Source organism: Dactylosporangium sp. CA-052675 (genome assembly GCF_050947935.1).
Classification (GTDB): Bacteria; Actinomycetota; Actinomycetes; order Mycobacteriales; family Micromonosporaceae; genus Dactylosporangium.
In genome coordinates, this window is the sequence record NZ_CP192010.1 from 7,127,116 (window position 1) to 7,149,963 (window position 22,848).

At 72.4% G+C, this 22,848-nt stretch carries 22 protein-coding genes; 6 read left to right on the plus strand and 16 right to left on the minus strand.

Annotated elements, in window-relative coordinates; genetic code table 11:
* Positions 1 to 71: 71 nt before the first annotated feature.
* Positions 72 to 644, minus strand: coding sequence for a histidine phosphatase family protein (locus ACQP1P_RS31805; protein ID WP_433076427.1), 573 nt, complete (start codon positions 642 to 644; stop codon positions 72 to 74).
* Between the two features lie 97 nt (positions 645 to 741).
* On the opposite strand from ACQP1P_RS31805, the gene ACQP1P_RS31810 reads away from it, so the two are divergent.
* Entirely contained in the window at positions 742 to 1,431 is a 690-nt protein-coding gene (locus tag ACQP1P_RS31810; RefSeq protein ID WP_433076428.1) for an HAD family hydrolase, read from the plus strand.
* On the opposite strand, the gene ACQP1P_RS31815 is transcribed toward ACQP1P_RS31810, so the two are convergent.
* From ACQP1P_RS31815 to ACQP1P_RS31825, 3 genes are read right to left on the minus strand one after another with little or no spacing between them, the layout of a single operon-like run.
* Positions 1,412 to 1,858, minus strand: a complete 447-nt coding sequence (locus ACQP1P_RS31815) for an Lrp/AsnC family transcriptional regulator (RefSeq protein WP_433076430.1) — start codon at positions 1,856 to 1,858, stop codon at positions 1,412 to 1,414. The genes ACQP1P_RS31810 and ACQP1P_RS31815 overlap by 20 nt on opposite strands.
* A gap of 29 nt (positions 1,859 to 1,887) precedes the next feature.
* A complete protein-coding gene (locus ACQP1P_RS31820; protein ID WP_433076432.1) occupies positions 1,888 to 3,036 on the minus strand; it encodes an acyl-CoA dehydrogenase family protein in 1,149 nt (382 codons plus the stop codon).
* Positions 3,033 to 4,136, minus strand: coding sequence for a M24 family metallopeptidase (locus ACQP1P_RS31825; protein ID WP_433076434.1), 1,104 nt, complete (start codon positions 4,134 to 4,136; stop codon positions 3,033 to 3,035). The genes ACQP1P_RS31820 and ACQP1P_RS31825 overlap by 4 nt, the downstream gene beginning before the upstream one ends.
* A 208-nt stretch (positions 4,137 to 4,344) precedes the next feature.
* On the opposite strand from ACQP1P_RS31825, the gene ACQP1P_RS31830 reads away from it, so the two are divergent.
* Entirely contained in the window at positions 4,345 to 5,241 is an 897-nt protein-coding gene (locus ACQP1P_RS31830) for an anti-sigma factor RsbA family regulatory protein (protein ID WP_433076436.1), read from the plus strand.
* A gap of 10 nt (positions 5,242 to 5,251) precedes the next feature.
* A complete protein-coding gene (locus tag ACQP1P_RS31835; protein ID WP_433076438.1) occupies positions 5,252 to 6,160 on the plus strand; it encodes a 5'-3' exonuclease in 909 nt (302 codons plus the stop codon).
* An 82-nt stretch (positions 6,161 to 6,242) separates the two neighbouring features.
* Here the strand turns inward: ACQP1P_RS31835 and ACQP1P_RS31840 are convergent, their stop codons facing one another.
* From ACQP1P_RS31840 to ACQP1P_RS31850, 3 genes are all read right to left on the minus strand, one after another.
* Positions 6,243 to 8,720: a glycogen/starch/alpha-glucan phosphorylase gene (locus ACQP1P_RS31840; protein WP_433076440.1), complete on the minus strand. Its 2,478-nt coding sequence runs from the start codon at positions 8,718 to 8,720 to the stop codon at positions 6,243 to 6,245.
* A gap of 428 nt (positions 8,721 to 9,148) precedes the next feature.
* Positions 9,149 to 10,048, minus strand: a complete 900-nt coding sequence (locus tag ACQP1P_RS31845; protein ID WP_433076441.1) for an MHYT domain-containing protein — start codon at positions 10,046 to 10,048, stop codon at positions 9,149 to 9,151.
* Positions 10,049 to 10,216: 168 nt separating this feature from the next.
* Positions 10,217 to 12,982 carry a DEAD/DEAH box helicase gene (locus ACQP1P_RS31850; RefSeq protein WP_433076443.1) on the minus strand — a complete coding sequence of 922 codons (2,766 nt, stop codon included), beginning with the start codon at positions 12,980 to 12,982 and terminating at the stop codon, positions 10,217 to 10,219.
* 54 nt (positions 12,983 to 13,036) lie between these two features.
* On the opposite strand from ACQP1P_RS31850, the gene ACQP1P_RS31855 reads away from it, so the two are divergent.
* A complete protein-coding gene (locus tag ACQP1P_RS31855; RefSeq protein ID WP_433076445.1) occupies positions 13,037 to 13,744 on the plus strand; it encodes an HAD family hydrolase in 708 nt (235 codons plus the stop codon).
* 135 nt (positions 13,745 to 13,879) lie between these two features.
* Complete coding sequence (locus ACQP1P_RS31860) at positions 13,880 to 14,254, plus strand: Hsp20 family protein (RefSeq protein WP_433076447.1); 375 nt, start codon at positions 13,880 to 13,882, stop codon at positions 14,252 to 14,254.
* A 4-nt stretch (positions 14,255 to 14,258) separates the two neighbouring features.
* Here the strand turns inward: ACQP1P_RS31860 and ACQP1P_RS31865 are convergent, their stop codons facing one another.
* The 6 genes from ACQP1P_RS31865 to ACQP1P_RS31890 all read right to left on the minus strand — a co-directional run bounded on the left by ACQP1P_RS31865 (position 14,259) and on the right by ACQP1P_RS31890 (position 19,326).
* Entirely contained in the window at positions 14,259 to 15,152 is an 894-nt protein-coding gene (locus ACQP1P_RS31865) for a diacylglycerol kinase (protein WP_433076449.1), read from the minus strand.
* A gap of 488 nt (positions 15,153 to 15,640) precedes the next feature.
* Positions 15,641 to 16,579: a twin-arginine translocase subunit TatC gene (gene tatC / locus ACQP1P_RS31870; protein WP_433076451.1), complete on the minus strand. Its 939-nt coding sequence runs from the start codon at positions 16,577 to 16,579 to the stop codon at positions 15,641 to 15,643.
* Between the two features lie 80 nt (positions 16,580 to 16,659).
* Positions 16,660 to 16,926, minus strand: coding sequence for a Sec-independent protein translocase subunit TatA (gene tatA / locus ACQP1P_RS31875; RefSeq protein WP_350613357.1), 267 nt, complete (start codon positions 16,924 to 16,926; stop codon positions 16,660 to 16,662).
* A 192-nt stretch (positions 16,927 to 17,118) separates the two neighbouring features.
* On the minus strand, positions 17,119 to 17,373 hold the full coding sequence (locus tag ACQP1P_RS31880; protein WP_433076453.1) for a hypothetical protein: 255 nt from the start codon (positions 17,371 to 17,373) through the stop codon (positions 17,119 to 17,121).
* Between the two features lie 10 nt (positions 17,374 to 17,383).
* Positions 17,384 to 18,301, minus strand: a complete 918-nt coding sequence (locus ACQP1P_RS31885) for a helix-turn-helix transcriptional regulator (protein WP_433090184.1) — start codon at positions 18,299 to 18,301, stop codon at positions 17,384 to 17,386.
* A 26-nt stretch (positions 18,302 to 18,327) separates the two neighbouring features.
* Positions 18,328 to 19,326: a helix-turn-helix transcriptional regulator gene (locus ACQP1P_RS31890; protein WP_433076455.1), complete on the minus strand. Its 999-nt coding sequence runs from the start codon at positions 19,324 to 19,326 to the stop codon at positions 18,328 to 18,330.
* A 106-nt stretch (positions 19,327 to 19,432) separates the two neighbouring features.
* Here ACQP1P_RS31890 and ACQP1P_RS31895 point away from each other — a divergent pair, with 106 nt between their 5' ends.
* Positions 19,433 to 20,515 (plus strand): DUF3866 family protein, encoded by a 1,083-nt coding sequence (locus ACQP1P_RS31895; protein WP_433076457.1) that lies wholly within the window; start codon positions 19,433 to 19,435, stop codon positions 20,513 to 20,515.
* Between the two features lie 133 nt (positions 20,516 to 20,648).
* On the opposite strand, the gene ACQP1P_RS31900 is transcribed toward ACQP1P_RS31895, so the two are convergent.
* The 3 genes from ACQP1P_RS31900 to pafA are packed head-to-tail and all read right to left on the minus strand — an operon-like array spanning position 20,649 to position 22,843.
* Complete coding sequence (locus ACQP1P_RS31900) at positions 20,649 to 21,230, minus strand: hypothetical protein (protein ID WP_433076459.1); 582 nt, start codon at positions 21,228 to 21,230, stop codon at positions 20,649 to 20,651.
* Positions 21,227 to 21,448, minus strand: coding sequence for a hypothetical protein (locus ACQP1P_RS31905; RefSeq protein ID WP_433076461.1), 222 nt, complete (start codon positions 21,446 to 21,448; stop codon positions 21,227 to 21,229). Before ACQP1P_RS31905 ends, ACQP1P_RS31900 begins: the two co-directional genes overlap by 4 nt.
* A gap of 36 nt (positions 21,449 to 21,484) precedes the next feature.
* A complete protein-coding gene (pafA, locus tag ACQP1P_RS31910; RefSeq protein WP_433076462.1) occupies positions 21,485 to 22,843 on the minus strand; it encodes a Pup--protein ligase in 1,359 nt (452 codons plus the stop codon).
* Between the last annotated feature and the right edge of the window lie 5 nt (positions 22,844 to 22,848).

Sequence of the window (22,848 nt, forward strand, 5' to 3'; positions counted from 1 at the left end):
GGCAGCGCGGCCGGCTGGGTCAGGCCGGCAGCGCGGCCGGCTGGGTCAGGCCGGCAGCGCGGCCGGCTGGGTCAGGCCGGCGGGGCGTTCCACAGGCGCAGGGACGGGGCGTCGTGCTCGTGGCCGAGCACCGAGACCGTCGCCGTGCCGAGGGTCAGGTGGGCGCCGAACGTCAGAGGCTGCTCCAGCCACCGCGCCGCCAGCGAGCGCGACGCGTGGCCGTGGCTCACCACCGCCACGTCGCCCAGGACCAGCATCGGGCGGAGCTTGGCGATGAAGCGGTCCATCCGGATCGTCACCTGCTGCGGGGACTCGCCCTCCGGGCAGCCGTCGCGCCACAGGTCCCAGTCCGGCGCCTCGGCCCGGATCTCGGCCGACGTGCGGCCCTCGTAGGTGCCGTAGTCCCACTCCGCGATGTCGTTGTCGATCTCGGTGACGATCAGGCCGGCCAGCTCGGCGGTGCGGCGGGCCCGGTGGCGCGGGCTGCTGACGACGGCCACGAAGGCGCGGTTGGCCAGCGCGCGGGCCAGGGACCGGGCGCCGTCCTCGCCCGCGGCCGTGAGGTCCAGGTCCGTCGTCGAGGTGTGCCGGCCGGCGGCGCTCCACTCGGTCTGCCCGTGCCGTATGACCACGATCTCGCCCATGCGCACATTGTGCCGGTTGCGGCAGCGCCGTGCCCGCGAACGTGCGCGACCGCGGCCCCCGTGGGCGATCGGCGGGCGGCGCACTACGCTGCAGCGCGTGGACGGGGTACTGGTGCTCTGGGATGTGGACCACACGCTGGTCGACGTGGACGGGCTGGGGCGGGAGGCCTACAACCTGGCCTTCACGCGGCGGTTCGGGGTCGCGCCCGCGCATCAGCCGCCGATGGCCGGGCGGACCGACCTGGCGATCGCGAAGGACATGCTGCGCCTGAACGCGGTACCGGTGACCGTGGGGAACCTCGAGGACCTGCGCGCGGGGGCCGAGACGGCGATGGACGAGCTCGCGCACCTGCTGCCGGTGCGGGCGCGGGCGCTGCCGGGGGCGGCCGAGGCCGTGGCCGAGGTCCGCACGCGCACGGTGCAGTCGCTGCTGACCGGCAACGTGCGGCACATCGCCGAGGTGAAGCTGGCGCCGTTCGGGCTGGCCGAGCACCTGGACCTCGAGGCGGGGGCGTACGGGTGGAGCCACGACGTGCGCGCGGAGCTGGTGGGGATCGCCCGGCACAACGCGCACAGCCGCAACGGGCGGCACTTCGACCGGGTGGTGCTCGTCGGCGACACGCCCGAGGACGTGCTCGCCGCGCTGAGCAGCGGCGTCGGGGTGGTGGCGGTGGCGACGGGGCGGTACACCCGCAGCGAGCTGGCGACCGCGGGCGCCCACGAGGCCCTGGAGGACCTGGCCGACCTGGACCGGGTGCTCGACGCGATCAGGCGGGCCGCGCGCTAGGGCGGTGCTCGTAGGGCGTCGACAGCACGACCGTCGTGCGGGTCGTGACGTTGGCGGCCGAGCGGATCTCCTGCAGCAGCCGCTCCAGGGCGAGCGGGTTCTCCACGCGCACGAGCAGCATGTAGAAGTCCTCGCCGGCCACGGAGTAGCAGCTCTCGATCTGCGGCAGCCTGGCCAGCCGGTCGGGGGCGTCGTCGGGCTGGGACGGGTCGAGCGGCCGGATCGCGACGAAGGCGGTCAGCGAGAGGCCGAGCGCGTCGTGGTCGACCTTCGCGGTGTACCCCTTGATGACGCCGCGCTGCTCCAGCCGCCGCACCCGCTGGTGCACGGCCGACACCGACAGCCCGACCCGCTCGGCCAGGTCGGTGTAGGACAGGCGGCCGTCGACGGCGAGGGCCGCGACGATCGCGCGATCGGTCTCTTCCACGTGCGAACCCTAACCTGCCGGGCAAGCGGTTACAGCGATCGGGAGATCACCACCCGCTGGATCTGGTTGGTGCCCTCGAAGATCTGCAGGACCTTGGCCTCGCGCATGTACCGCTCGACGGGGTGGTCCGACACGTATCCGGCGCCGCCGAGCACCTGGACCGCGTCGGTGGTGACCCGCATCGCGGTGTCGGTGCAGAACAGCTTGGCCTTGGCCGCCTCGGCGGTGTGCGGGAGTCCGGCGTCGCGCAGGCGGGCGGCGGCGAGGTACAGCGCCCGGGCGGCGGCGATCTGCGTCGCCATGTCGGCGAGCATGAACCCGACGCCCTGGAACTCGGCGACCGGCCGGCCGAACTGCTCGCGCTCGCGGGCGTAGGCGGCGGCGTAGTCCAGCGCGGCCTGGGCGAGCCCGACGGCGCAGGCGGCGATGCCGAGCCGGCCGCCGTCCAGCGCGCGCAGCGCGATGCGGAAGCCGTTGCCCTCCTCGCCGATGAGCCGGTCGGCGGGCACGACGGCGCCGTCGAAGACGAGCTGGGCGACGGTCGAGGAGCGCAGGCCCATGGTCTTCTCGGGCGCCTGGGCCTCGACGCCCGGGGTGGCGCCGTCGACGAGCAGGCAGGAGATGCCGGCCGAGCGCCCGTCGGTCTGCGGGCCGCCGGTGCGCACGAAGACGTTGTAGAAGTCGGCCTGGCCGGCGTGGGTGATCCAGGCCTTGGTGCCGCGCACGGTCCAGCCGTCCGGCCCGGCCTCGGCCCGGGTCTTGAGCGCGGCGGCGTCGGAGCCGCTGTGCGGTTCGGAGAGGCAGTAGGCGCCGAGCTGCTCGCCGCCGAGCATGTCGGGCAGCAGCCGCTTGCGCTGCTCGTCGGAGCCGAAGGCGGCGAGGGGGTAGCAGGCGAGGGTGTGCACGGAGACGCCCTCGGCCACGGCCAGCCAGCGGGCCGCGAGCTCCTCGAGGACCTGCAGGTAGAGCTCGTAGGGCACCCCGGCCCCGCCGACCTCCTCGGGGTAGGGCAGGCCGAGCAGCCCGGCCCGGCCGAGGACCTTGAACAGCTCGCGGGGGAAGCGGCGCTCGGCCTCGAACTCCTCGACGCGCGGCGCCAGCTCGCCGTCGGCGATCTCCCGGACGAGCCCGATGAGCGCCGCGCCCTCATCCGACAGGAACGGCCGGTCGACGGTCATAAGATCACCAGCTCCGTGCCGATGGTGTTGAGCCGCTCGACGCCGTCCTCGGTGCACACGACGATGTCCTCGATCCGCGCGCCGTGGCGGCCGGCGAGGTAGATGCCGGGCTCGATCGAGAACGCCATGCCGGGCTCGAGCGGGGTCTCGTTGCCGGCCACGATGTAAGGGTCCTCGTGCCCGTCGAGGCCGATGCCGTGGCCGGTGCGGTGCAGGAACGCGTCGCCGAAGCCGGCCTCGGCGATGTGCCGGCGGGCCGCGGCGTCGACGGACTCGGCGGTGACGCCGGGGCGCACGGCCGCGACCGCGGCGCGCTGGGCCTCGTGCAGCACGGCGTAGTAGGCGGCGAAGTCCGCGGGCGGCTCGCCGACGCAGTAGACGCGGGTGGAGTCGGAGCAGTACCCGTCGGGCATCGCCCCGCCGATGTCCACGACGACCGGCTCGCCCGCGCGGATCACCCGGTCGGAGACGCCGTGGTGCGGGCTGGCCCCGTTGGGCCCGGCGGCGACGATGGTGAACTCGACGGTGGCGTGCCCGGCCTCGCGGATGGCGGCCGCGATGTCCGCGGCGACCTCGGCCTCGGTGCGCCCGGGCCGCAGCCACTCCCCCATCCGCCCGTGCACCGCGTCGATGGCCCGGCCGGCCCGGCGCAGCGCCTCGACCTCGGCCGGGGTCTTGCGCAGGCGCAGGCCGCGCAGGACGGCGCCGGCGAGGGCCTGGCTCGCGTCAGGCAGCGCGTCGCGCAGGGCCAGGACCTGCTCGGCCCACATGCGGTTGCCGAGCCCGACGGTCTTGGCGCGGTCGCCGAGGAGGTCTCGCACGATGTGGTACGGGTCGCTGCCGTCCTCGTGATCCACGAGCCGCACGCCGACGGACTCGGCCGGGGACGCCTCGGCCGCGGGGCGCTCGAGGCGCGGGACGATGAGCACCGCGTCCCCGTCGGCGGGCAGGACGAGTAGGGTGAGGCGCTCCAGGGCGTGCGCGTCGTAGCCGGTCAGGTAGCGAAGGTCAGCGCTCGGGCCGATCAGCAGGGCGTCGAGCCCGGCCTCGGCCGCGGCGCGGCGGGCGGCGGCCAGCCGGTCGGGGGAATACAGCTCCACACGCACAGCTTAACGTTCGTTTGGTTTCTGTGTGACCCGTGGGACTCCGGGCCGCGGGCGATCCCGGCGGATGGGGTGATGGATCTAGGAACGTGGCGTAGTCTGGGCGCGAAACTTGAGTAAGGGCCCGACCTCCAGAGACGAGCCGCGCATCTCCATGAGCCGCTCAAGCGCGCCGACGCCCAGCGAACGGGTTGCGGACCCGTTCGTGCACGAGGCGTTGCTCTACGAGGGCGTCGTGGGCTTCCTCGACGGCACCATGAAGTTCATCTACGAGGGATTCTCCCTCGACGAGCCGACGATCGTCGCCGCCACGCCCACCAACGTCAAACTCCTGCGGGAGCGCCTGGGCGCGTTCGCCGAGGGCGTCGAGTTCCTCGACATGACCGAGGCCGGGCGCAACCCGGGCCGCATCATCCCCTGGGTGCTGTGCCGGTTCATGGACGAGCACCCCGGCCGCCGGGTGCGCATCGTCGCGCAGACGGTGTGGCCCGAGCGCACCGCCGAGGAGTACCCGGGCTGCCTGCAGCACGAGGCGATGGTCAACGTGGCCCTGTCCGGCCGCGACGTGACGCTGCTGTGCCCGTACGACCTCGCTCGCCTCGACCAGAAGCGCATCGACGACGCCCATCGCACGCACCCGGTCATGGTCGACGACAACGGCCGCTACCCCTCGGGCACCTACGACCCCTACGGCGCCGTCGAAGCCGGCAACGTGCCGCTCTCCGAGCCCCCGGCCGGGGCGACCACGCTGCGCTTCGAGCTGGAGAGCCTGGTCGACGTGCGCCGCCGGGTGGCCGAGGTGGGGCTGGACGCCGAGCTGGTGCCGGATCGCATCGTGGACCTGCAGAGCGCCGTCAACGAGCTCGCCACCAACAGCATCCAGCACGGCGGCGGCTCCGGCACCCTGCGCACCTGGTACGACGAGCGCCGCGTGGTCTGCGAGGTCCGCGACTTCGGCCACCTCACCAACCCGATGATCGGCCGCCTGCGCCCGCCGCACGGCCGCGGCCGGGGGCTGGTGATGGTGCACTTCCTGGCCGACCTGGTGCAGCGACACACCAGCACGACCGGGACCACCACCCGCATCCACGTTCTGCGCTAGCCTCCCCAGGGTGGACCGCCCTCTGCTGCTGATCGACTCGGCCAGTCTCTACTTCCGCGCGTTCTTCGGCGTGCCCGAGGCCGCCGCGAAGGCCCCGGACGGCACCCCGGTCAACGCCGTGCGCGGGTTCCTCGACATGCTCTCCACGCTCATCAAGGGCCGCCGCCCCGACCGGATGGTGTGCTGCCTCGACGAGAGCTGGCGCCCGGCCTGGCGGGTCGCGCTGCTGCCCTCGTACAAGGCGCACCGGCTCACCCCGGCCGGCGGCGAGGAGGTGCCGGACGCGCTGTCGGCCCAGGTGCCGATCATCCTCGAGTTCCTGACCGCGCTGGGCATCACCGCCGTGGGCGCGCCGGACTTCGAGGCCGACGACGTCATCGGCACGCTCGCCTACCGCGAGCCCGGCCCGGTCGAGGTGGCCACCGGCGACCGGGACCTGTTCCAGATCATCGACGACGACAAGCCGGTGCGGGTGCTGTACTGCGGGCGCGGCGTCGCCAAGCTCGAGGTGCTCGACGACGCCGGGGTGCACGGCAAGTACGGGGTGCCGGCGGCCGGCTACGCGGACCTCGCGGCCCTGCGCGGCGATCCGAGCGACGGCCTGCCCGGGGTCGCCGGCGTCGGCGAGAAGACCGCGGCCCGGCTCGTGGACCGCTACGGCAGCCTCGAGGGCATCCTCGCGGCGCTGGACGACCCGGGCTCGGGCTTCGCGCCGGGGCTGCGGGCGAAGATCGAGGCTGGGCGGGAGTACCTCGCGAGCGCGAAGGACGTCGTGGCGGTCTCGCGCGCGGTGCCGCTGCCCCCGCTGGAGACCAAGCTGCCCGCGGCGCCGGCCGACCCCGACGGGCTCATCGCCCTGGCCGAACGCTGGGGCCTGGCCGGCGCCACCAAGCGGATCGTGGACGCCCTGGCAACCTGACCGATCAGCCTGACGGATCAGCGTGACCGATCAGCCTGACCGATCAACCTGACCGATCAACCTGACCGATCACGCTGATCGGTCAGCCCGAGACGCGCACCGGCTCCACGCGCCAGATCCGGTCGCAGTAGTCGCGCACGGTCCGGTCGGAGGAGAAGAAGCCGCACCGGGCCGCGTTGAGCACCGACATGCGGGCCCAGCCGTCCTGGTCCCGCCACGCCCGCTCGACCTGCTCCTGGCAGTCGAGGTAGCTGCGGTAGTCGGCCAGGGCCAGGTACTCGTCGCGGCCGAGCATCGCGTCGACGACCGGCGCGAAGAGGGACCGGTCGCCCTTGGCGAAGGTGCCGCCGGCGATCAGGTCGATGGCCGCGCGCAGGTCGGGGTCGGTCTCGTAGTACGCCCGCGGGTTGTAGTCCCGGCGCAGCTCGGCCGCGCGGGCGGCGTCGAGGCCGAAGAGGAAGAAGTTCTCGGCCCCGACCCGGTCCCGGATCTCGATGTTCGCGCCGTCGAGGGTGCCGGCGGTGACGGCGCCGTTGAGCGCGAGCTTCATGTTGCCGGTGCCCGACGCCTCCTTGCCGGCCAGCGAGATCTGCTCGGACAGGTCGGCGGCCGGGATGATGACCTGCGCCTTGGTCACGTTGTAGTCCGGCTGGAGCACGACCTTGAGGTGGCGCGACACCACCGGGTCGGTGTTGACCGCCTCCGCGACCGCGTTGACGAGCCTGATCAACAGCTTCATGGAGTGGTACCCCGGGGCGGCCTTCCCGCCGAAGAGCACGGTGCGCGGCACGACGTCCAGGCCCGGGTCGTCCCGCAGCCGGTTGAACAGCGTGATGACGTGCAGCAGCTTCAGATGCTGGCGTTTGTACTCGTGGAAGCGCTTGATCATCACATCGCACAGCGCGTCCGGGTCGAGGACCACCCCGGTCGACTTCTCCACCAGCGCCGCGAGGCCGACCTTGTTCGCGCGCTTCACGGCCCGCCAGCGCTCCAGGAACGCCGGGTCGTCGGCGGCCGGCACCAGGCCCTCGAGCCGGTCGAGGTCGGTGATCCAGCGCTCGTCGCCGAGCCGCTCGGTCACCAGCTCCGACAGCCGCGGGTTGGCCAGGCGCACGAACCGGCGCGGGGTGACGCCGTTGGTGACGTTGTGGAACTTCTGCGGCCACAGCTCGGCGAAGTCGCGCAGCGTCGTCTCGGCGAGCAGCTTCGTGTGCAGCTCGGCGACGCCGTTGACCGCGGTGGAGGCGACGACCGCCAGGTGCGCCATCCGCACCCGCTTCTCCGGCTCCTCCTGGATGATCGAGAGCCGGCGCATGCGGTCGCGGTCGCCCGGGTACGTCGCCTCGACCTCCTGCAGGAAGAAGTAGTTGATCGCGTAGATGATCTCCATGTGCCGGGGCAGCAGCCGCTCCAGCACCGCCACCGGCCAGGTCTCCAGGGCCTCGGGCAGCAGCGTGTGGCAGGTGTAGTTGAAGGTGCGCCGGGTGATCGACCACGCCAGGTCCCAGTCCAGCTGCTGCTCGTCGACGAGCAGCCGCATGAGCTCGGTGACCGCCATGACCGGGTGGGTGTCGTTGAGCTGGATGACGACCTTGGCGGGGAACGCGTCCCAGCCGGAGTTGCGCAGGCGGTACCGGCGGATGATGTCGCGCAGCGAGCACGCGACGAGGAAGTACTGCTGCTTCAGGCGCAGTTCACGGCCCTGCTCCGTGCTGTCGTCGGGGTAGAGCACCTTGGAGATGTTCTCCGCGCGCGTGATGTCCTCGACGGCCTCCTTGTACTGCCCGGCACCGAACCGCGACAGGTCGAACGACTCGCGGCTGGCCCGCGCCTGCCACAGCCGCACGATGTTGACGGTCTGCGTGCCGAAGCCGGGTACCAGCATGTGGCTGGGCTCGCCGCGCACGGTCTCGGCGGGCGTCCACTGCCGCCGCAGCCCGCTCGGGTCGTCCAGCGCGGGCGCGGTGGTGCCGTAGAACCCGACCCGCTGCCGGTCGTCGGGGGCGGAGAACTCCCACGGGTTGCCGTAGAACGTCCAGTCGTCGGGCCGCTCGACCTGGGCGCCGTCGCGGAAGCCCTGCTTGAAGATGCCGAACTCGTACCGGATGCCGTAGCCGACCGCCGGGATGTCCAGGGTCGCCATCGAGTCGAGCAGGCACGCGGCGAGCCGCCCCAGCCCGCCGTTGCCCAGCCCCGGCTCCACGTCGTAGCTCTCGAGATCCTCGAGGCTCGTGCCGAGCTCCTTGGCGATGTCGCGCACGAACCGCTCGGTGTCGGTGTAGAGCAGGTTCTGCCGCAGCTGCCGGCCGAGCAGGTACTCGGCGGAGAGGTAGTACACGAACCGCGGGTTGGCCGCGTAGTGCGCGGCGGCGGTCTTCGCGTACCGCTCGATCAGCCGGTCCCGCACCGTGAGCGCGAGCGTGTGGTACCCGTCGGAGCCGCTGGCCGACTCGAGGGTGGTGCCACGCCGGTAGTACAGGTTGCTGATGAGATCCCGCTCGAACTCCTCGGGCGTGCTGCCGACGGAGCGCATCTTGGGGCGGGGCCGGGGATCGGTCACTGTCCTATTATCCGCTTCCGGCCGCTCGGCTCGCGGGCGTTCACGGTCTCGCCCACGAGCCGCCCTCGCGCGTTCGCCGTCGTGGGACGACATGTCGGACGCTCCGCGATCCGACATATCGGATTTTTCGCCCGGCGGGCGCCATATCGCTCTTAACCACCCGGCGACTCCAGCCGGCCGGAGGCGGCCCGTGACGACGCGTGACGACCGGCCCCCGCCGGATTCGAGCCGCGGCGCGCCGGAAACGCGGCACACCGTCATACCGGCGTCGCGTTCGGTGCCATGCCGGCGGGACCCCCTGCCGGCATTCGCGGGAAACGGTACGAAGCATCGCGCCGCATCCATCCCGCCGTGTCCGATAAATCGGACAGTCGCGCGGTTTTCCCACCAATACCCGGCGAGGCGGAAACGGGTCAGGAATGCAACACTCAGCGGCCGCGCTGGCGACGGGCGTCCGCGATGCCATTGGCCGCCCGGGCCGCGAAACCCCGCCCCGCCGCCTGCCCGCCCGGCGCCGGTGCCGCGCCCACGCCGCCGACGGCGCCGCCGCCGACGGCGCCGCCACCGATGGGGCCACCACCGAAGACCGGGCCGGCCTCCTCGCGCATCGCGCGGCCGGCGGCGATCTTGTCGCGCACGGCGGCCGCCTCGGCCTGCTCGCGCTCCGAGGGCACGGCCATCACGGCGCTGGCCAGCGCGATGACCACGACCAGGACGAAGAGCACGATCGGGGCGAGGAACCAGTTGACGTCGACGCCCGGCACGTTGTCGGTGCTGTGCAGGAGGTGGACCCGCATGGCGTACATGCCGGTGTAGTGCATGCTGCAGACCGCCACGCCCATCACGGCCGCCGCGGCGACGGTCGCGAGCATGCCGCGCACGACGATCGTGAACCACAGGGCCACGGTCGCGGCGACGATCGCGATCGCGTAGGAGGCGATGAACAGGCTTGTCCGGTACTCGAAGGTGCCGTTGATGTGCATCGCCTTCATGCCCGTGTAGTGCATGAACGCGACCGAGACGCCGGTGATCGGGCCGCCGACGAGGACCTTCCACAGCTTCGGCTTGCCCAGCCCGACGATGAACAGCCCGACGCCGACGGTGATGACCGCGATGAAGAAGCTCGCGATCGTGATCGGCACGTCGAAGCGCAGCGGGCTGTCCTGCACGCTGAAGCCGACCATCGCCATGAAGTGCATGACCCAGATGCCGGTGCCGCCGATCGACCACGCGGCGAGCACCAGCAGCCAGGCGCGGCGGCGGGTGTCGGTGGCGATCCGGGCCCGCGCGGTGCTCACCAGGCCCAGCAGCGAGCCCAGGAATGACATGGCGAAGGCAAAGATCGGCGTAATGGCGCCGTACGTGAAATGGTGCAATTGACCCACGATGTCCTCCGTCCAAGGGACGCGCGCAGATATGCACCGCGAACCGGCGAGAGCATCATTACGGATCCGAGCGATTTTTGCGAATCCACCTCACGTGCGAAAACCGAAAAACTATCCCATTACGCTATAGGCAAGAACGCCGCGGGTAATGGCCGTCATCGCCTGCCGCGCCGTACGCCGGACCGTTTCCGGCGCCCCGGAGGCGTCGGTGAGCTGCCCGAGCAGATCCAGCACCTGCCGTGACCACCGCACGAAGTCGCCGGCCGGCATGTCGCCCTCCAGCCCGTGCACGCTGCCGAGCACCTTGGTGAGGGATTCGCCGCGGGCCCAGCGGTACATCGGCCACGCGAACCCGAGATCCAGCTCCCGGGTCAGCTGCAGGCCCCGCGAGTCCTCGTCGTCGCGCAGGTCGGCCCAGAGCTTCAGGGTCGCGTCGATGGCGTCGGTGACCTCGCCCCGCGGTACCGATGCCCGGTCTTCCGCTTCCCGGCGGGCCTCGTAGACGAGCACGCTCACCGCGGCGGCCAGCTCGGCCGGGCCGAGCTTGTCCCACACCCCGCGGCGCAGGCACTCGGCGACGAGCAGGTCGGTCTCCGACCAGATGCGGGCCAGCATGCGCCCGGCGTCGGTGACCACGCCGGCCTCGGAGAGGTAGCCGCGGTCGGTGAGCAGCCCGCAGACCCGGTCGAAGGTGCGCGCCAGCGAGCCGGTGCGGCTGGCGACCTTGCCGCGCAGGCCCTCGGTGTCGCGCTCGAGGCGGTGGCGGCGCTCGGCCCAGCGCGCGTGCTCCTCGCGCTCGGGGCAGCGGTGGCAGGGGTGGCGGCGCAGCGACGCGCGCAGCGACTCCAGCTCGTGGTCGTCGGCCGCGGCGGCGTTGCGGGACCGGGTCGGCCGGCCGCGCTCCGGCGGGGCGAACTCGACCCGGCGCAGCTGGGAGGCGAGGTCGCGGCGGTCCTGGGCGGAGCGGTAGTTGAACTGCCGCGGCACCCGCACCCGGCCGAGCGGCTCGACGGGCTGGGTGAAGTCGGCGCCGGAGATGCGCCCGGCCCAGCGGTCCTCGGTGAGCACGAGCGGGCGCGGCTCGCCGAAGCCACCGGTGCCCGGGTCGATGACGATCGCCAGGCCGGAGCGGCGCCCGGCGGGCACCCGGATCACGTCGCCGGAGCGCAGCCGCTCCAGCGACTCCAGCGCGGCCGCCCGGCGCTGCTGCACGCCCTGGCGCGCGATCGCCTTCTCCCGCTCGGCGATGGCCACGCGGATGGAGAAGTACTGCTCGAAGTCCCCGAGGTGGCAGGCCATCTCCCCGGCGTAGGTCGCCATGGTGTCGGCGTTGCGCTGCACCTGGCGGGCCAGGCCGACCACCGAGCGGTCGGCCTGGAACTGCGCGAAGGAGCTCTCCAGCAGCTCGCGCGCCTCCGCGAACCCGACGCTGCCGACGAGGTTGACGGCCATGTTGTACGACGGGCGGAAGCTCGACTTCAGCGGGTACGTGCGCGTGGAGGCGAGCCCGGCGACATGGCGGGGATCGATCTCCGGCGCCCACACCACGACGGCGTGGCCCTCCACGTCGATGCCCCGGCGCCCGGCCCGGCCGGTGAGCTGCGTGTACTCCCCCGGCGTCAGGTCGACGTGCGCCTCGCCGTTGAACTTGACCAGCCGCTCGAGCACCACGCACCGGGCCGGCATGTTGATGCCCAGCGCCAGGGTCTCGGTGGCGAAGACGGCCTTGACCAGCCCGCGGACGAACAGCTCCTCGACGACCTCCTTGAACGCCGGCAGCATCCCGGCGTGGTGGGCGGCGAGCCCGCGCTCGAGGCCGTCGAGCCAGTCCCAGTACCCCAGGACCTGCAGGTCCTCGCTCGGGATGTGCTTGGTGCGCTCCTCGACGATGGTGCGGATCTCGGCGCGTTCGTCCGGCCCGGTCAGGCGCAGCCCGGCGCCGAGGCACTGCTGCACGGCGGCGTCGCAGCCGGCCCGGCTGAAGATGAACAGGATCGCGGGCAGCAGGCCCTCGCGGTCGAGCCGCTCGACGATCTCCTGGCGATAGGGGCCGGTCCAGCGGCCGCGCTTGCCGCGGCGCAGGTCGCCGCCGGCCAGCTCGACGCGGCGGAGCATCTCGCGGTGGTACCGCAGCAGCTCCGGATGCACGTCGTGCTTCTGCGCCGCCTCGGCGTCGTGGAACAGGTCGAACATCCGCTTGCCCACGAGCATGTGCTGCCAGAGCGGCACCGGCCGGTGCTCGCTGACGACCACGGACGTCTCGCCGCGCACGGTCACGAGCCAGTCGGCGAACTCCTCGGCGTTGGAGACGGTCGCGGACAGCGAGACCAGCGTGACGGACTCGGGCAGGTGGATGATCACCTCTTCCCACACCGCGCCCCGGAACCGGTCGGCGAGGTAGTGCACCTCGTCCATGACCACGTAGGAGAGGCCCTGCAGGGTCGCGGAGCCGGCGTAGAGCATGTTGCGCAGCACCTCGGTGGTCATGACCACCACGGGCGCGTCGCCGTTGATCGCGTTGTCGCCGGTGAGCAGGCCGACCCGCTCGGCGCCGTAGCGCTCGACGAGGTCGTTGTACTTCTGGTTGGACAGCGCCTTGATCGGCGTCGTGTAGAAGCACTTGCGCCCCTGCCGCAGGGCCAGGTGCACGGCGAACTCGCCGACGACCGTCTTGCCGGCGCCGGTGGGGGCGCACACCAGCACGCCCGTGCCACGCTCCAGCGCCGCGCACGCCTCGGCCTGGAAGGGGTCGAGGAGGAACGACAGCTCCTCGGCGAACTCGGTGAGCGCCGGCTGCCGCGAGGCGCTCGCGGCCCGCTGCCGCGCGGCCTCATAGCGGTCTGCGGGGCTCGTCCCAATGTCCTCAGTACCGCTCACGCTCCCAAGGCTAGGCGAAGCAAGCCCGGATCCGCTCCTAGGTATCGTGCTGGCGTGCCGGAAAGCGATGAGTCACTCACTTCCCGACGGCCGATCGAGGGGGTGCTGCTGGACTTCCACGGGACACTTGCGCAGGTCGAGGACGCGGTACGGTGGGTGACCCGGGCCGCCGAGAGCCTGGGCAACACCCTCGAGCGCGGCAAGGCGACCGTGCTGGCCGACCGGCTCACCACCGCCGGGCGAGCCGGCGGCCCCAAGCCGCAGCGGGTGCCCGCGCACCTCGCCGAGGTCTGGGCGGATCGCGACCTCTCCGCGCACGCGCACCGGGCCTGCTACACGGGCCTGGCCGCGACCGTCGACGAGGAGCTGGCGACGCCGTTGTACGACCGGCTGCTGCTCGCCGACGGCTGGGAGCTCTACGCCGACACCGTGCCGACCCTGCGGGCCCTGCGCGCGGCCGGGGTGCCCGTCGCGGTGGTCAGCAACATCGGCTTCGACCTGCGCGAGCTCGCCGCCGAGCTGGGCTTCGCCGACCTCGTCGACGCGTTCGTGCTCTCCTACGAGGTCGGGCGGGTCAAGCCGGACCCGGCCATCTTCTGGAACGCGTGCGCCGCGCTGCGCGTCGACCCCGAGCGGGCGCTCATGGTCGGCGACACCCCGGCGGACGCGGGCGCCGCGGCGGCCGGCTGCTCGGTGCTTGTCCTCCCGGAGAGTGAACCGGGCAAGATACACGGACTGGGAGGAATCCTGCGGCTGCTGTAGGGCCGGTCCGGGGTGGCGATTGAATTCCGGCCGCGCCGGGAAACAGTGTCGCAACACCGCCTCTGTGCTTGTCGCGATGGTGTTCGGCGACGACAGTGCAGGCAACGACACGAATTCTTGCTGCGGAGGTACATCATGCCGTTGAACCGCTGGGACCCCACGAGCGCCCTCGCCCGCCTCGAGCAGGACATGGGCAACGCCGCGCACCACGCCCACGCCGCGTCGGTGCGCACCGCGACCGACGGCGACGATCTCGTCATCACCGTCGAGGGCATCGACCCGTCGAACGTCGACGTCCAGGTCTCCGGCGGGCGCCTGACGATCAAGGGCGCGGGCGGCAGCAGTACCTCGGAGAGCCACGACGCCGGCGGCGCGCACTTCTCGTCGTCCTCGTCCAGCTCGTCCTCGTTCTCCCGGAGCTTCTCGGTGCCGGAGGACGTCGAGCAGTCGGACGTGTCCACCGAGCCCTCGGGCAACGGCGTCAAGGTGCGCATCCGCAACGCCGCCTGAGCGCTCAGGCCAGGAGCGTGAGCGCTCCCGGTACACACGACATGGTCACGGGGAGTGGACAGATCCGCTCCCCGTCGGCGTACGCGGTGATCCCCGCCCCGTCGAGCCTGACCTCCTTGGCCCGGTGCGTGCTGACCCGGCGGTCGCGCACGTGGGTGCCCTTGAGCACCTTGGGCCGCAGCCGCATGAGCGTGAGCCGCCCGAGCGGCTCGGCGACGACGACGTCGAGCAGCCCGTCGGTGGGGTCGGCCCCGGGCGCGATGCGGAAGCCGCCGCCGTAGGACTCGGTGTTGCCGACCGCGACCAGGACGGAGTCGAAGACGGTTTCCGCGCCGTCGAGGCTCATCGAGTACCGCCTGGGCCGCAGCGCCACCAGCTCCTCGACGATCGCCCGGTTGTACCGCTGCGGCCCCTTCGGCCACCGCATGCGGTTGGCGCGCTCGTTGACGAACGCGTCGAAGCCGGCCGCGAGCACCGCCCCGAACCAGGCCCGCGTCCCGTCGTCCCCCTCCAGCCACACCAGGTCGATCGCCCGCGTCCGGTCGCCGCGCAGCGCCTCGGCGACGTTCGCGGCGGCCTCCAGGGGCTCGCCCGGCAGCCCCAGCCGCACCGCGAAGTCGTTGCCGGTCCCGGCCGGGACGATCCCGAACGGCGTACCGGTCCCGGCCACGGCCTGCAGCCCGAGGTGGACGGTCCCGTCGCCGCCCATGGCCACGAGCGCGTCACACCGCCCTTCGGCGACCGCCAGGCGCGCCTGCTCCTTCGCGTCGGCGGCCGTACTCGCGCCGAGGATCTCGACGCCCGCCCCGTACGCGCCGAGCCGCTCGCTCACCGCGGGGAGCAACGCCGCCCGGCGACCCTTGCCGGCGGTGGGGTTGGCGAGCAGCGCGATGTTCACGGGCGAGACTGTAAACGTTCAACGACCCACCCGCGATCAACCGCCACGCCACTTCTCGCCACGGTCGCGCCTCGACCTCGCCGCGCCGCCGCCTTGCCCCCGCCTCGACCTCACCGCGCCGCCGCCTTGCTGCTTCCCCGCTTCAACCTCGCCGCGCCCCTGCTCTGCCGCCTCCCGTTTCGGCCCCACTGCGCCGCTGCTTGATGCCGCCCACGGCGCCGTATCGCCGCTGTCTTCCGGGGCCGCACTGCCGCACACCGCCATCCGTGGTCGACATCGCACCTCGCACCTCAGCCGCCTCGCCCGTACCGCGTGGCCACGCCCTTCCCCGCGCCCGGGCGTGTCCGCGCCCCGGGCCGCCGATTCCAGACTTATCGCCCGTCGGGGTATAAATACGAAAAGTCGTGGCGCGGAGCGCCCGACTTTTCGCGCAAAAACGACGCCCCGGTCTCGAAAGACCGGGGCGCCATGAGCCGAACGAGCGCGGTTTACGTGAAGTCGTCGAAGCGGCTGTCGAGCGGCTTGGGCTTGTCGACCGCCGTCGGAGCCGCGACCGGAGTCGGGGCGTCGATCTGGTCGTAGCCGCCGATCGGGCTCGCCGCCTCGACCGGTTCGACCTCGTAGTCGTCCAGCGAGGAGACCTCGTCGTCGCCGATGCCCGCGTACGACGGGCGGTTGCGGTTGCGCCGCTTGTCGTTGACGAGGGCGAAGATGACGGCGCCGAAGTACAGCACCGACATGCACAGGGCCAGGAACGTCATGCCGAACGGGTCGGCCGTCGGCGTGGCCACGGCGGCGAAGACGAAGAAGATGAAGACCGCGATGCGCCACCAGCCCAGCAGGCGCTTGCCCGTCGCGATGCCCGCGATGTTGGCCAGCATGATGCCGAGCGGGAACTCGAAGGCGACGCCGAAGACCAGCATCATGCCCGTCACGAAGTCGACGTATGCCATCGCTTCCAGCAATAGCGACGTCGATGGTGGCATGAAGTTGATCAGGAACTCGAGGCCCTTCGAGACCACGATGAACGCGAGCACCGCGCCGGCCGCGAAGAGCGGGGCGGCCAGGCCGGCGAACACGTAGGCCCACCGGCGCTCGCTCTTGTGCAGGCCCGGGGCGACGAAGGCCCACAGCTGATACATCCAGAACGGCGACGAGAGGATCAGGCCGGTGTACAGCGAGATCTTCAGCGTCAGTAGCAGCGGGTCGGTCACCTTGAGCGCGACGAACTGACACGTCCAGCCCGCGGGCAGGTTGCCGCTGTTGGCGTTGCGGACCTGCTTCTCGGACAGCAGACAGTACGGGTCCTGCAGGATGTGCAGGATGTAGTTGTGCAGGAGGTAGCCGACGACCATGCCGAGCACGATCGCGATCGACGCTCGGAAGAGCCGGGTCCGGAGCTCCCGCAGATGCTCCAAGAGCGTCATGGAGCCATCTGCGGCGCGCTCGAAGTTCGACGGCTGCTTATCCCGCCGCCGGGCGAGGATGCTCACGACCGGAGCGCGCCTCAGCGCTCGCGTGCGTGGTCAACCGGGTCGACGCGCGGGCTCGGGGAGGCCTGGTTGTCGGCGATCTCACCCCGCAGCGGCTCACGACCCGACTGCGCCTCGGCCTTGGCGTCGACGTCGTCGTCCGCGAGGCCCTTGGTCTCCGCCTTGATGATCCGCATCGACCGGCCGAGCGAACGCGCCGCGTCGGGCAGGCGCTTCGCGCCGAACAGCAGGATCAGCACCACCACCAGGACGATGATGTGCCACGGCCTAACTGCACCCATGTGAAGCCACCTCACTGTATTCGAGCTGCCGCACCCATCGTACTGACCACCGGAGGGTGAGGGCAGAGGCCGGGGTTTGCGGAATGGAGACCGGCCGCTGAAGTCCTGACGAGTGTTGACGCCGATCCGCCCGATCGTCAACCGTCCGACCGGACAAAGGTGCGCTTTGCCCGGGTTTATCTGCCAGGATTGTTAACTGTTCTCAACCGCCTGCTGCTTGGCGGCCTGCTGGGCGGCCATGGCTTCCAGCTGCGGGATCATCTGCTCGACGGTCTGCTGGAGCGTCGCGAGGCGCGGCTCGACCCGGCGCTGGCCGTCCTCCAGGCGCGCCTGCATCGCCCGCGCCGCGTCGTCGAACGCGCGCAGCCGGCTCATGACGCTCAGCGCGACGACGATCAGGACGATCAGCGCGAGCAGGACGATGCCGCCCGAGATCCACCACAGCACGTGATCGACCTTAGTGCACGTAGGCCGCCAGCGCCGCGTTCGCCTCGGCGACGACCGCCTCGGCGAGCACGGCCGGGGCCACGACGGTGACCTCGGCGCCGAGGCGCAGCACGAGCCGCCGGGCCCAGTCGAGGTCGGAGGCGCGCAGCGAGACCGTCCAGTGCTCGCCGGGGCCGCGCTCGACCGTCTCGCACGGGTACTGCTCGGTGATCCATCGCGCCCCCCGCCCGACGCGCAGGGTCACCAGCGGCAGGTCCGGCGTCGGGGTGAACAGCGTGCCGGTGCGGGTGTCGGTCGGCCGGGCCCGCAGCGGTACCTGCGCGGCCTCGTCGAGCTCGGTGGAGGCGTCGATGCGGTCGACCCGGAAGAGCCGGACGGCCTCGGCGCGGCGGCACCACGCCTCCAGGTAGGCCCACCGCCCGACGACCAGCACGCGCATCGGGTCCACGACGCGCTCGGTGGTCTCGTCGCGGGTGGCGGTGTAGTACGTGATCCGCAGCGCCCGCCGCCGGTCGACGGCCCCGCGCAGCTCCTCCAGCCGGTCGGAGGCGCCGGGGAGCCGCACCGCGACGGGCGCGTCGGCGAGATCCCCGGCCGCGTGCTCGATCTTCGCGAGGGCCCGGTGCACGCCGTCCCCGGCGGTGACGCCCGGCGTCTCGGCGAGCATGCGCAGGGCCACGATGAGCGCGAGCGCCTCGTCGGGCGTGAGGCGCAGCGGGCGGCCGATGCCGGCGTCGTAGGTCAGGGTCACGCTGTCGCCGACGAACGCCATGTCGATGAGGTCGCCGGGGCCGTAGCCGGGCAGCCCGCACATCCACAGCAGCTCGAGGTCCTCGCGCAGCTGACGGTCGGTGATGCCCTGGTCGGCGGCGGCCTCGGCGATCGTAATGCCGGGGCGGGCCTGCAGGTAGGGCACCAGGTTGAGCATGCGCGCGAGGCGATCCGCGGAGTTCGTCACGCCGGCACCCCGACCTGCGAGCCGGCGGGGTCGTAGGCGGCGGCGATGGCCCGCAGCCGGCGCACGACACCGTCACGCACCTCGGGCGGGTCGAGGACGACCAGATCCGCGCCGTACCCCACCAGCCACTCGGCGAACAGATCGGCGTCGGAGTAGCTCAGGGTGAGCCGGTCCCCGTCGGGCCCCGGCACGCACTCCTCGGCCCAGCGCCGGACCCCCGCGGCCTTCTCCGGCCGCACGAGCACGGTGGCGCGCCCGACCCGCTCGACGGGCCCCGAGAAGCCCGCGACCTTGGCGATGAGATCGGTCTTGGGCGGCTCGTAGGCGCCGCGCCGGCCGATGCGCCGCACCCCGCTGACGATCCGCGACAGCCGGAAGCAGCGCTCGGCGCCGCGGTCGAGGTCGTGGCCGACGACGTACCACCGGCCGCGCCAGCACACCACGCCCCACGGCTGCAGGCGGCGCACGCCGGCGGCGTCGCGCTCGGGGACCTCGTAGGAGAAGGTGACCGCCTGCCGGTCGCGTACCGCCGCCGTCAGCGGCTCGAAGGCCGGATCGACGGTGACGACGGCCTCGACGCCGAGGGTGGCGTGCGGGTCCACGTCGATGCCGCCGGCCCGCAGCTTGGCCAGGCCCGAGGACGCCGCCGCGGCCAGGCCGGTCTGCTGCCACAGCCGCACCGCGATGCCGACCGCGGCCGCCTCGTCCGGGGCGAGCGGGATGTCGGGCAGCGCATACTCCCGCCGGGCGATGCGGTAGCCCTGCTCGTTGTCGAAGATGCTCGCCGTGCCCATCTCCAGCGGCACGCCGAGCTCGCGCAGCTCCGCCTTGTCGCGCTCGAACTTGCGCTGGAACGCCTCGTGGTCGCGCTCGTCGTTGGGATCGTGTTCGTAGCCCGGCACGATCGCCGCGATCTGCTCGGCGGTCAGGAAACGGCGCGTAGCGAGCAGGCAGATCACCAAATTCACCAGGCGCTCGGTTCGAGTCCGCGACACGCAAGCGAACCTACCAGCCCGAACGCCTGTTCTGCGCCACCCACGCGGTGAGCGTTCACACCGTCACCGCGGCAGCGCGCTGTGTCGCTGCGTTACTGTGTGCGCCGTGATTCGCTGGCGCTGGGGAACCGTTGTCGACACCCGCCGGGAGTGGCACGGGAGCCTCGAGCTCGACGTCACCGTGGAGGCTCGCCGCCCCGGGGATCCGGCTTCGGTACGGGCTCTGGCCTACCCCGCCCTCGTCGGCGCCCCCCGCGCGGGGGACCGGGTGCTGCTCAACCTCAACGCGCTCGCCCTGGGCCTCGGCACCGGCGGCTACGCGCTCGTCGTGGCCGTACCGGACCGGCTGCCCGACGACGTGGACGTCCCCGGGCACGTGGTCAAGGCGCGGTACACCCCGCTGCAGGCGATCGTCCTCGCGGCCGACGAGGAGGCCTCGCCGCTGCGCGGGGCGCTGGCCGGCGCTGTGGACCTCGGCGGCATGCCCGTGGTCGTGGCGGACCTGCACTCGGCCCTGCCCGCGGTGCTCGCCGGCGCGCTGGCGCAGCGGCCCGGGCTGCGCGTCGCGTACGTGATGACCGACGGCGGCGCCCTGCCCGCCTGGTTCTCGCGCACCCTCGACGGCCTGCGCCCCCTGCTCGCCGGCACCGTGACCACGGGCCAGTCCTTCGGCGGCGACCTCGAGTCGACGAACGTGCACAGCGGCCTGCTCGCCGCCCGGCACGGCCTGCGCGCGGACCTCGCGATCGTCACGCAGGGCCCGGGCAACCTCGGTACCGGCACGAGCTGGGGCTTTTCGGGCGTCGCGGCCGGCGAGGCGGTCAACGCGGTGCACGCGCTCGGCGGGCGCCCGGTCGCGGCCCCGCGCATCTCGGACGCCGACCCGCGCCCGCGCCACAACGGCGTCTCCCACCACAGCCTGACCGCCTTCGGCCGCGTGGCCCTGGCCCCGGCCGACCTCGTGATGCCCTCGGACCTCTCCCCCGCGCTGGCGGGCCCGGTGCGCGCGGCGCTGTCCGCGCTGTGCCCGCCGCACACGCTGGTGGAGGTTCCGTCGGCGGATCTGGCGGGGCCGCTGGGCGAGTTGCCGGTGAAGCTGTCGACGATGGGCCGCGACCTGAGCGCGGACACGGCGTACTTCCTTTCGGCGGCGGCCGCGGGCCGTCATGCCGCGACGCTCGCCGTTTGACGCACCCGGCCGGGCCCGCTCGTCGCCCGCCGCACGGTCACGGCGTGGGTCCTTCCACCGCCCGGCGCCGGGCGTCATGCGGCGACGCTCACTGTCTGTCTGAGCAACGGTCCGCAGGTGGCGCGGACCCGAGTCAGGCTTTGGCGAGCGCCGCGTTCGCCACCGACCGCAACTGCGCCAGGTGGTCCGCCTCCGGGGCGGCCGCCACGACCATGTAGACCGCCACGATCGCCTTCCCCCGCCGGCTCAGCAGCGTCTTGGACTTGTCGCTCAACGCCGCCTCCCCCACGCCGCCGACGGCCTCGAGGGACACGATCGTGGTCCAGAGCTTCTGGGCCTGGGCCGCGTCCGTGAACGTCAGGGCCACCACGGTCACCTGGTCGCCGGCCGGGCTGCCGAAGGGGCACATCCGGGCGCGGGCGTTGAGGCCGAGGGTCTGCACCGCCTGGCCGTACTGGGCCACGGCCGCGGCGCCGTCGCCCTGGCTCGGCTGGACCGGCAGGCCCGTGGACTGTTTCACCTGGTCGGCGCCGATCAGGCCCTGGCAGCCGTCGGAGTTGACCACCGGGGGCAGCGTCGGGGACGGCAGGGGCTGGTGGGACACGTCCGGGCCGGCGGTGGGGCCGGCGGGGAGCGGTGTGCGCTTCGGGCCGTCGTCGGTGCAGGCGGACAGCAGCGCCGCCAGCAGGGCCAGCGGGACCAGGCGACGGATCATGCGTAGATCACGATCAGGGTGAAGCCCACGATGATCACGATCAGGATGGTGGCGAGCAGCCAGGTCGGGTACTTCGGGCCGACCGTGCGGTTGCGCTCGACCTCCTCGCGGATGCGCTGAAGCCGCCGGCCGAACCGGTTGGTGGCCGGGCGGTCGGGGTTGAAGTCGGCCCCGAGCTTCTTGGGCCTCGGGGGCTGGTGGTCCGGCAACTCATCCATAGCGCGGGCCAGCCTAATCCCCCGAGGGCCGCAACGTCACATGCTCGCGATCAGCCGGTCCACGCGCTCGTCGTAGGCGCGGAACGGGTCCTTGCACAGCACGGTGCGCTGTGCCTGGTCGTTGAGCTTCAGATGCACCCAGTCGACGGTGAAGTCGCGGCGGCGCTCCTGGGCGTGGCGGATGAACTCGCCGCGCAGGCGTGCCCGGGTGGTCTGCGGCGGGGTTTCCTTGGCCTCGAAGATCTCGAGGTCGGTGGCGACCCGGTCGACCGATCCGCGCTTCTCCAACAGCCCGTAGAGGCCGCGGCCGCGGCGCAGGTCGTGGTAGGCGAGGTCCATCTGCGCCACCCGCGGGTGGGACAGCGGCAGGTCGTGCTTGGCCTGGTACCGCTCGATGAGGCCGAGCTTGGTCACCCAGTCGACCTCGCGCTCGACGTCCTTGTGGTTGCCGGTCTCCACGGCGTGGAGCACGCGGCCCCACAGGTCCATGACCCGCTTGGTGGCCGCGTCGGCGCCGCGGCGGTCCAGGAACTCGGTCGCCTTGTCGAAGTACTCCTGCTGGATCTCCAGCGCCGAGATCTCCTTGCCGCTGGCCAGGCGCACCCGGCGGCGGCCGGTGATGTCGTGCGACACCTCGCGGATGGCCCGGATGGGGTTCTCCAGCGACAGGTCCCGCATCGCCACGCCGGCCTCGATCATCCGCAGCACGATGTCCGCGGTGCCGACCTTGAGCAGCGTGGTGACCTCGTTCATGTTCGAGTCGCCGACGATGACGTGCAGGCGGCGGTACCGCTCCGCGTCCGCGTGCGGCTCGTCGCGCGTGTTGATGATGGGCCGGGACCGGGTGGTCGCCGACGAGACGCCCTCCCAGATGTGCTCGGCGCGCTGGGACAGGCAGTACACGGCGCCGCGCGGGGTCTGCAGCACCTTGCCGGCGCCGCAGATGAGCTGGCGGGTGACCAGGAACGGAATCAGGATGTCGGCCAGGCGGCCGAACTCGCCGTGCCGGCTGACCAGGTAGTTCTCGTGGCAGCCGTAGGAGTTGCCGGCGGAGTCCGTGTTGTTCTTGAACAGGTAGATCTCGCCGGCGATGCCCTCGTCGTGCAGCCGGCGCTCGGCGTCGACCAGCAGGCCCTCGAGGATGCGCTCGCCGGCGCGGTCGTGGACCACCAGGTCGGGCACGGAGTCGCACTCGGGCGTGGCGTATTCCGGGTGCGAGCCCACATCGAGATAAAGGCGCGCGCCGTTGCGCAGGAAGACGTTGCTGGAACGGCCCCACGAAACGACGCGCCGGAACAGATAGCGGGCGACCTCGTCCGGCGACAGGCGGCGCTGTCCCCGGTAGGTGCACGTGACCCCGTATTCGGTCTCAAGGCCGAAAATTCGCCGGTCCATGTACA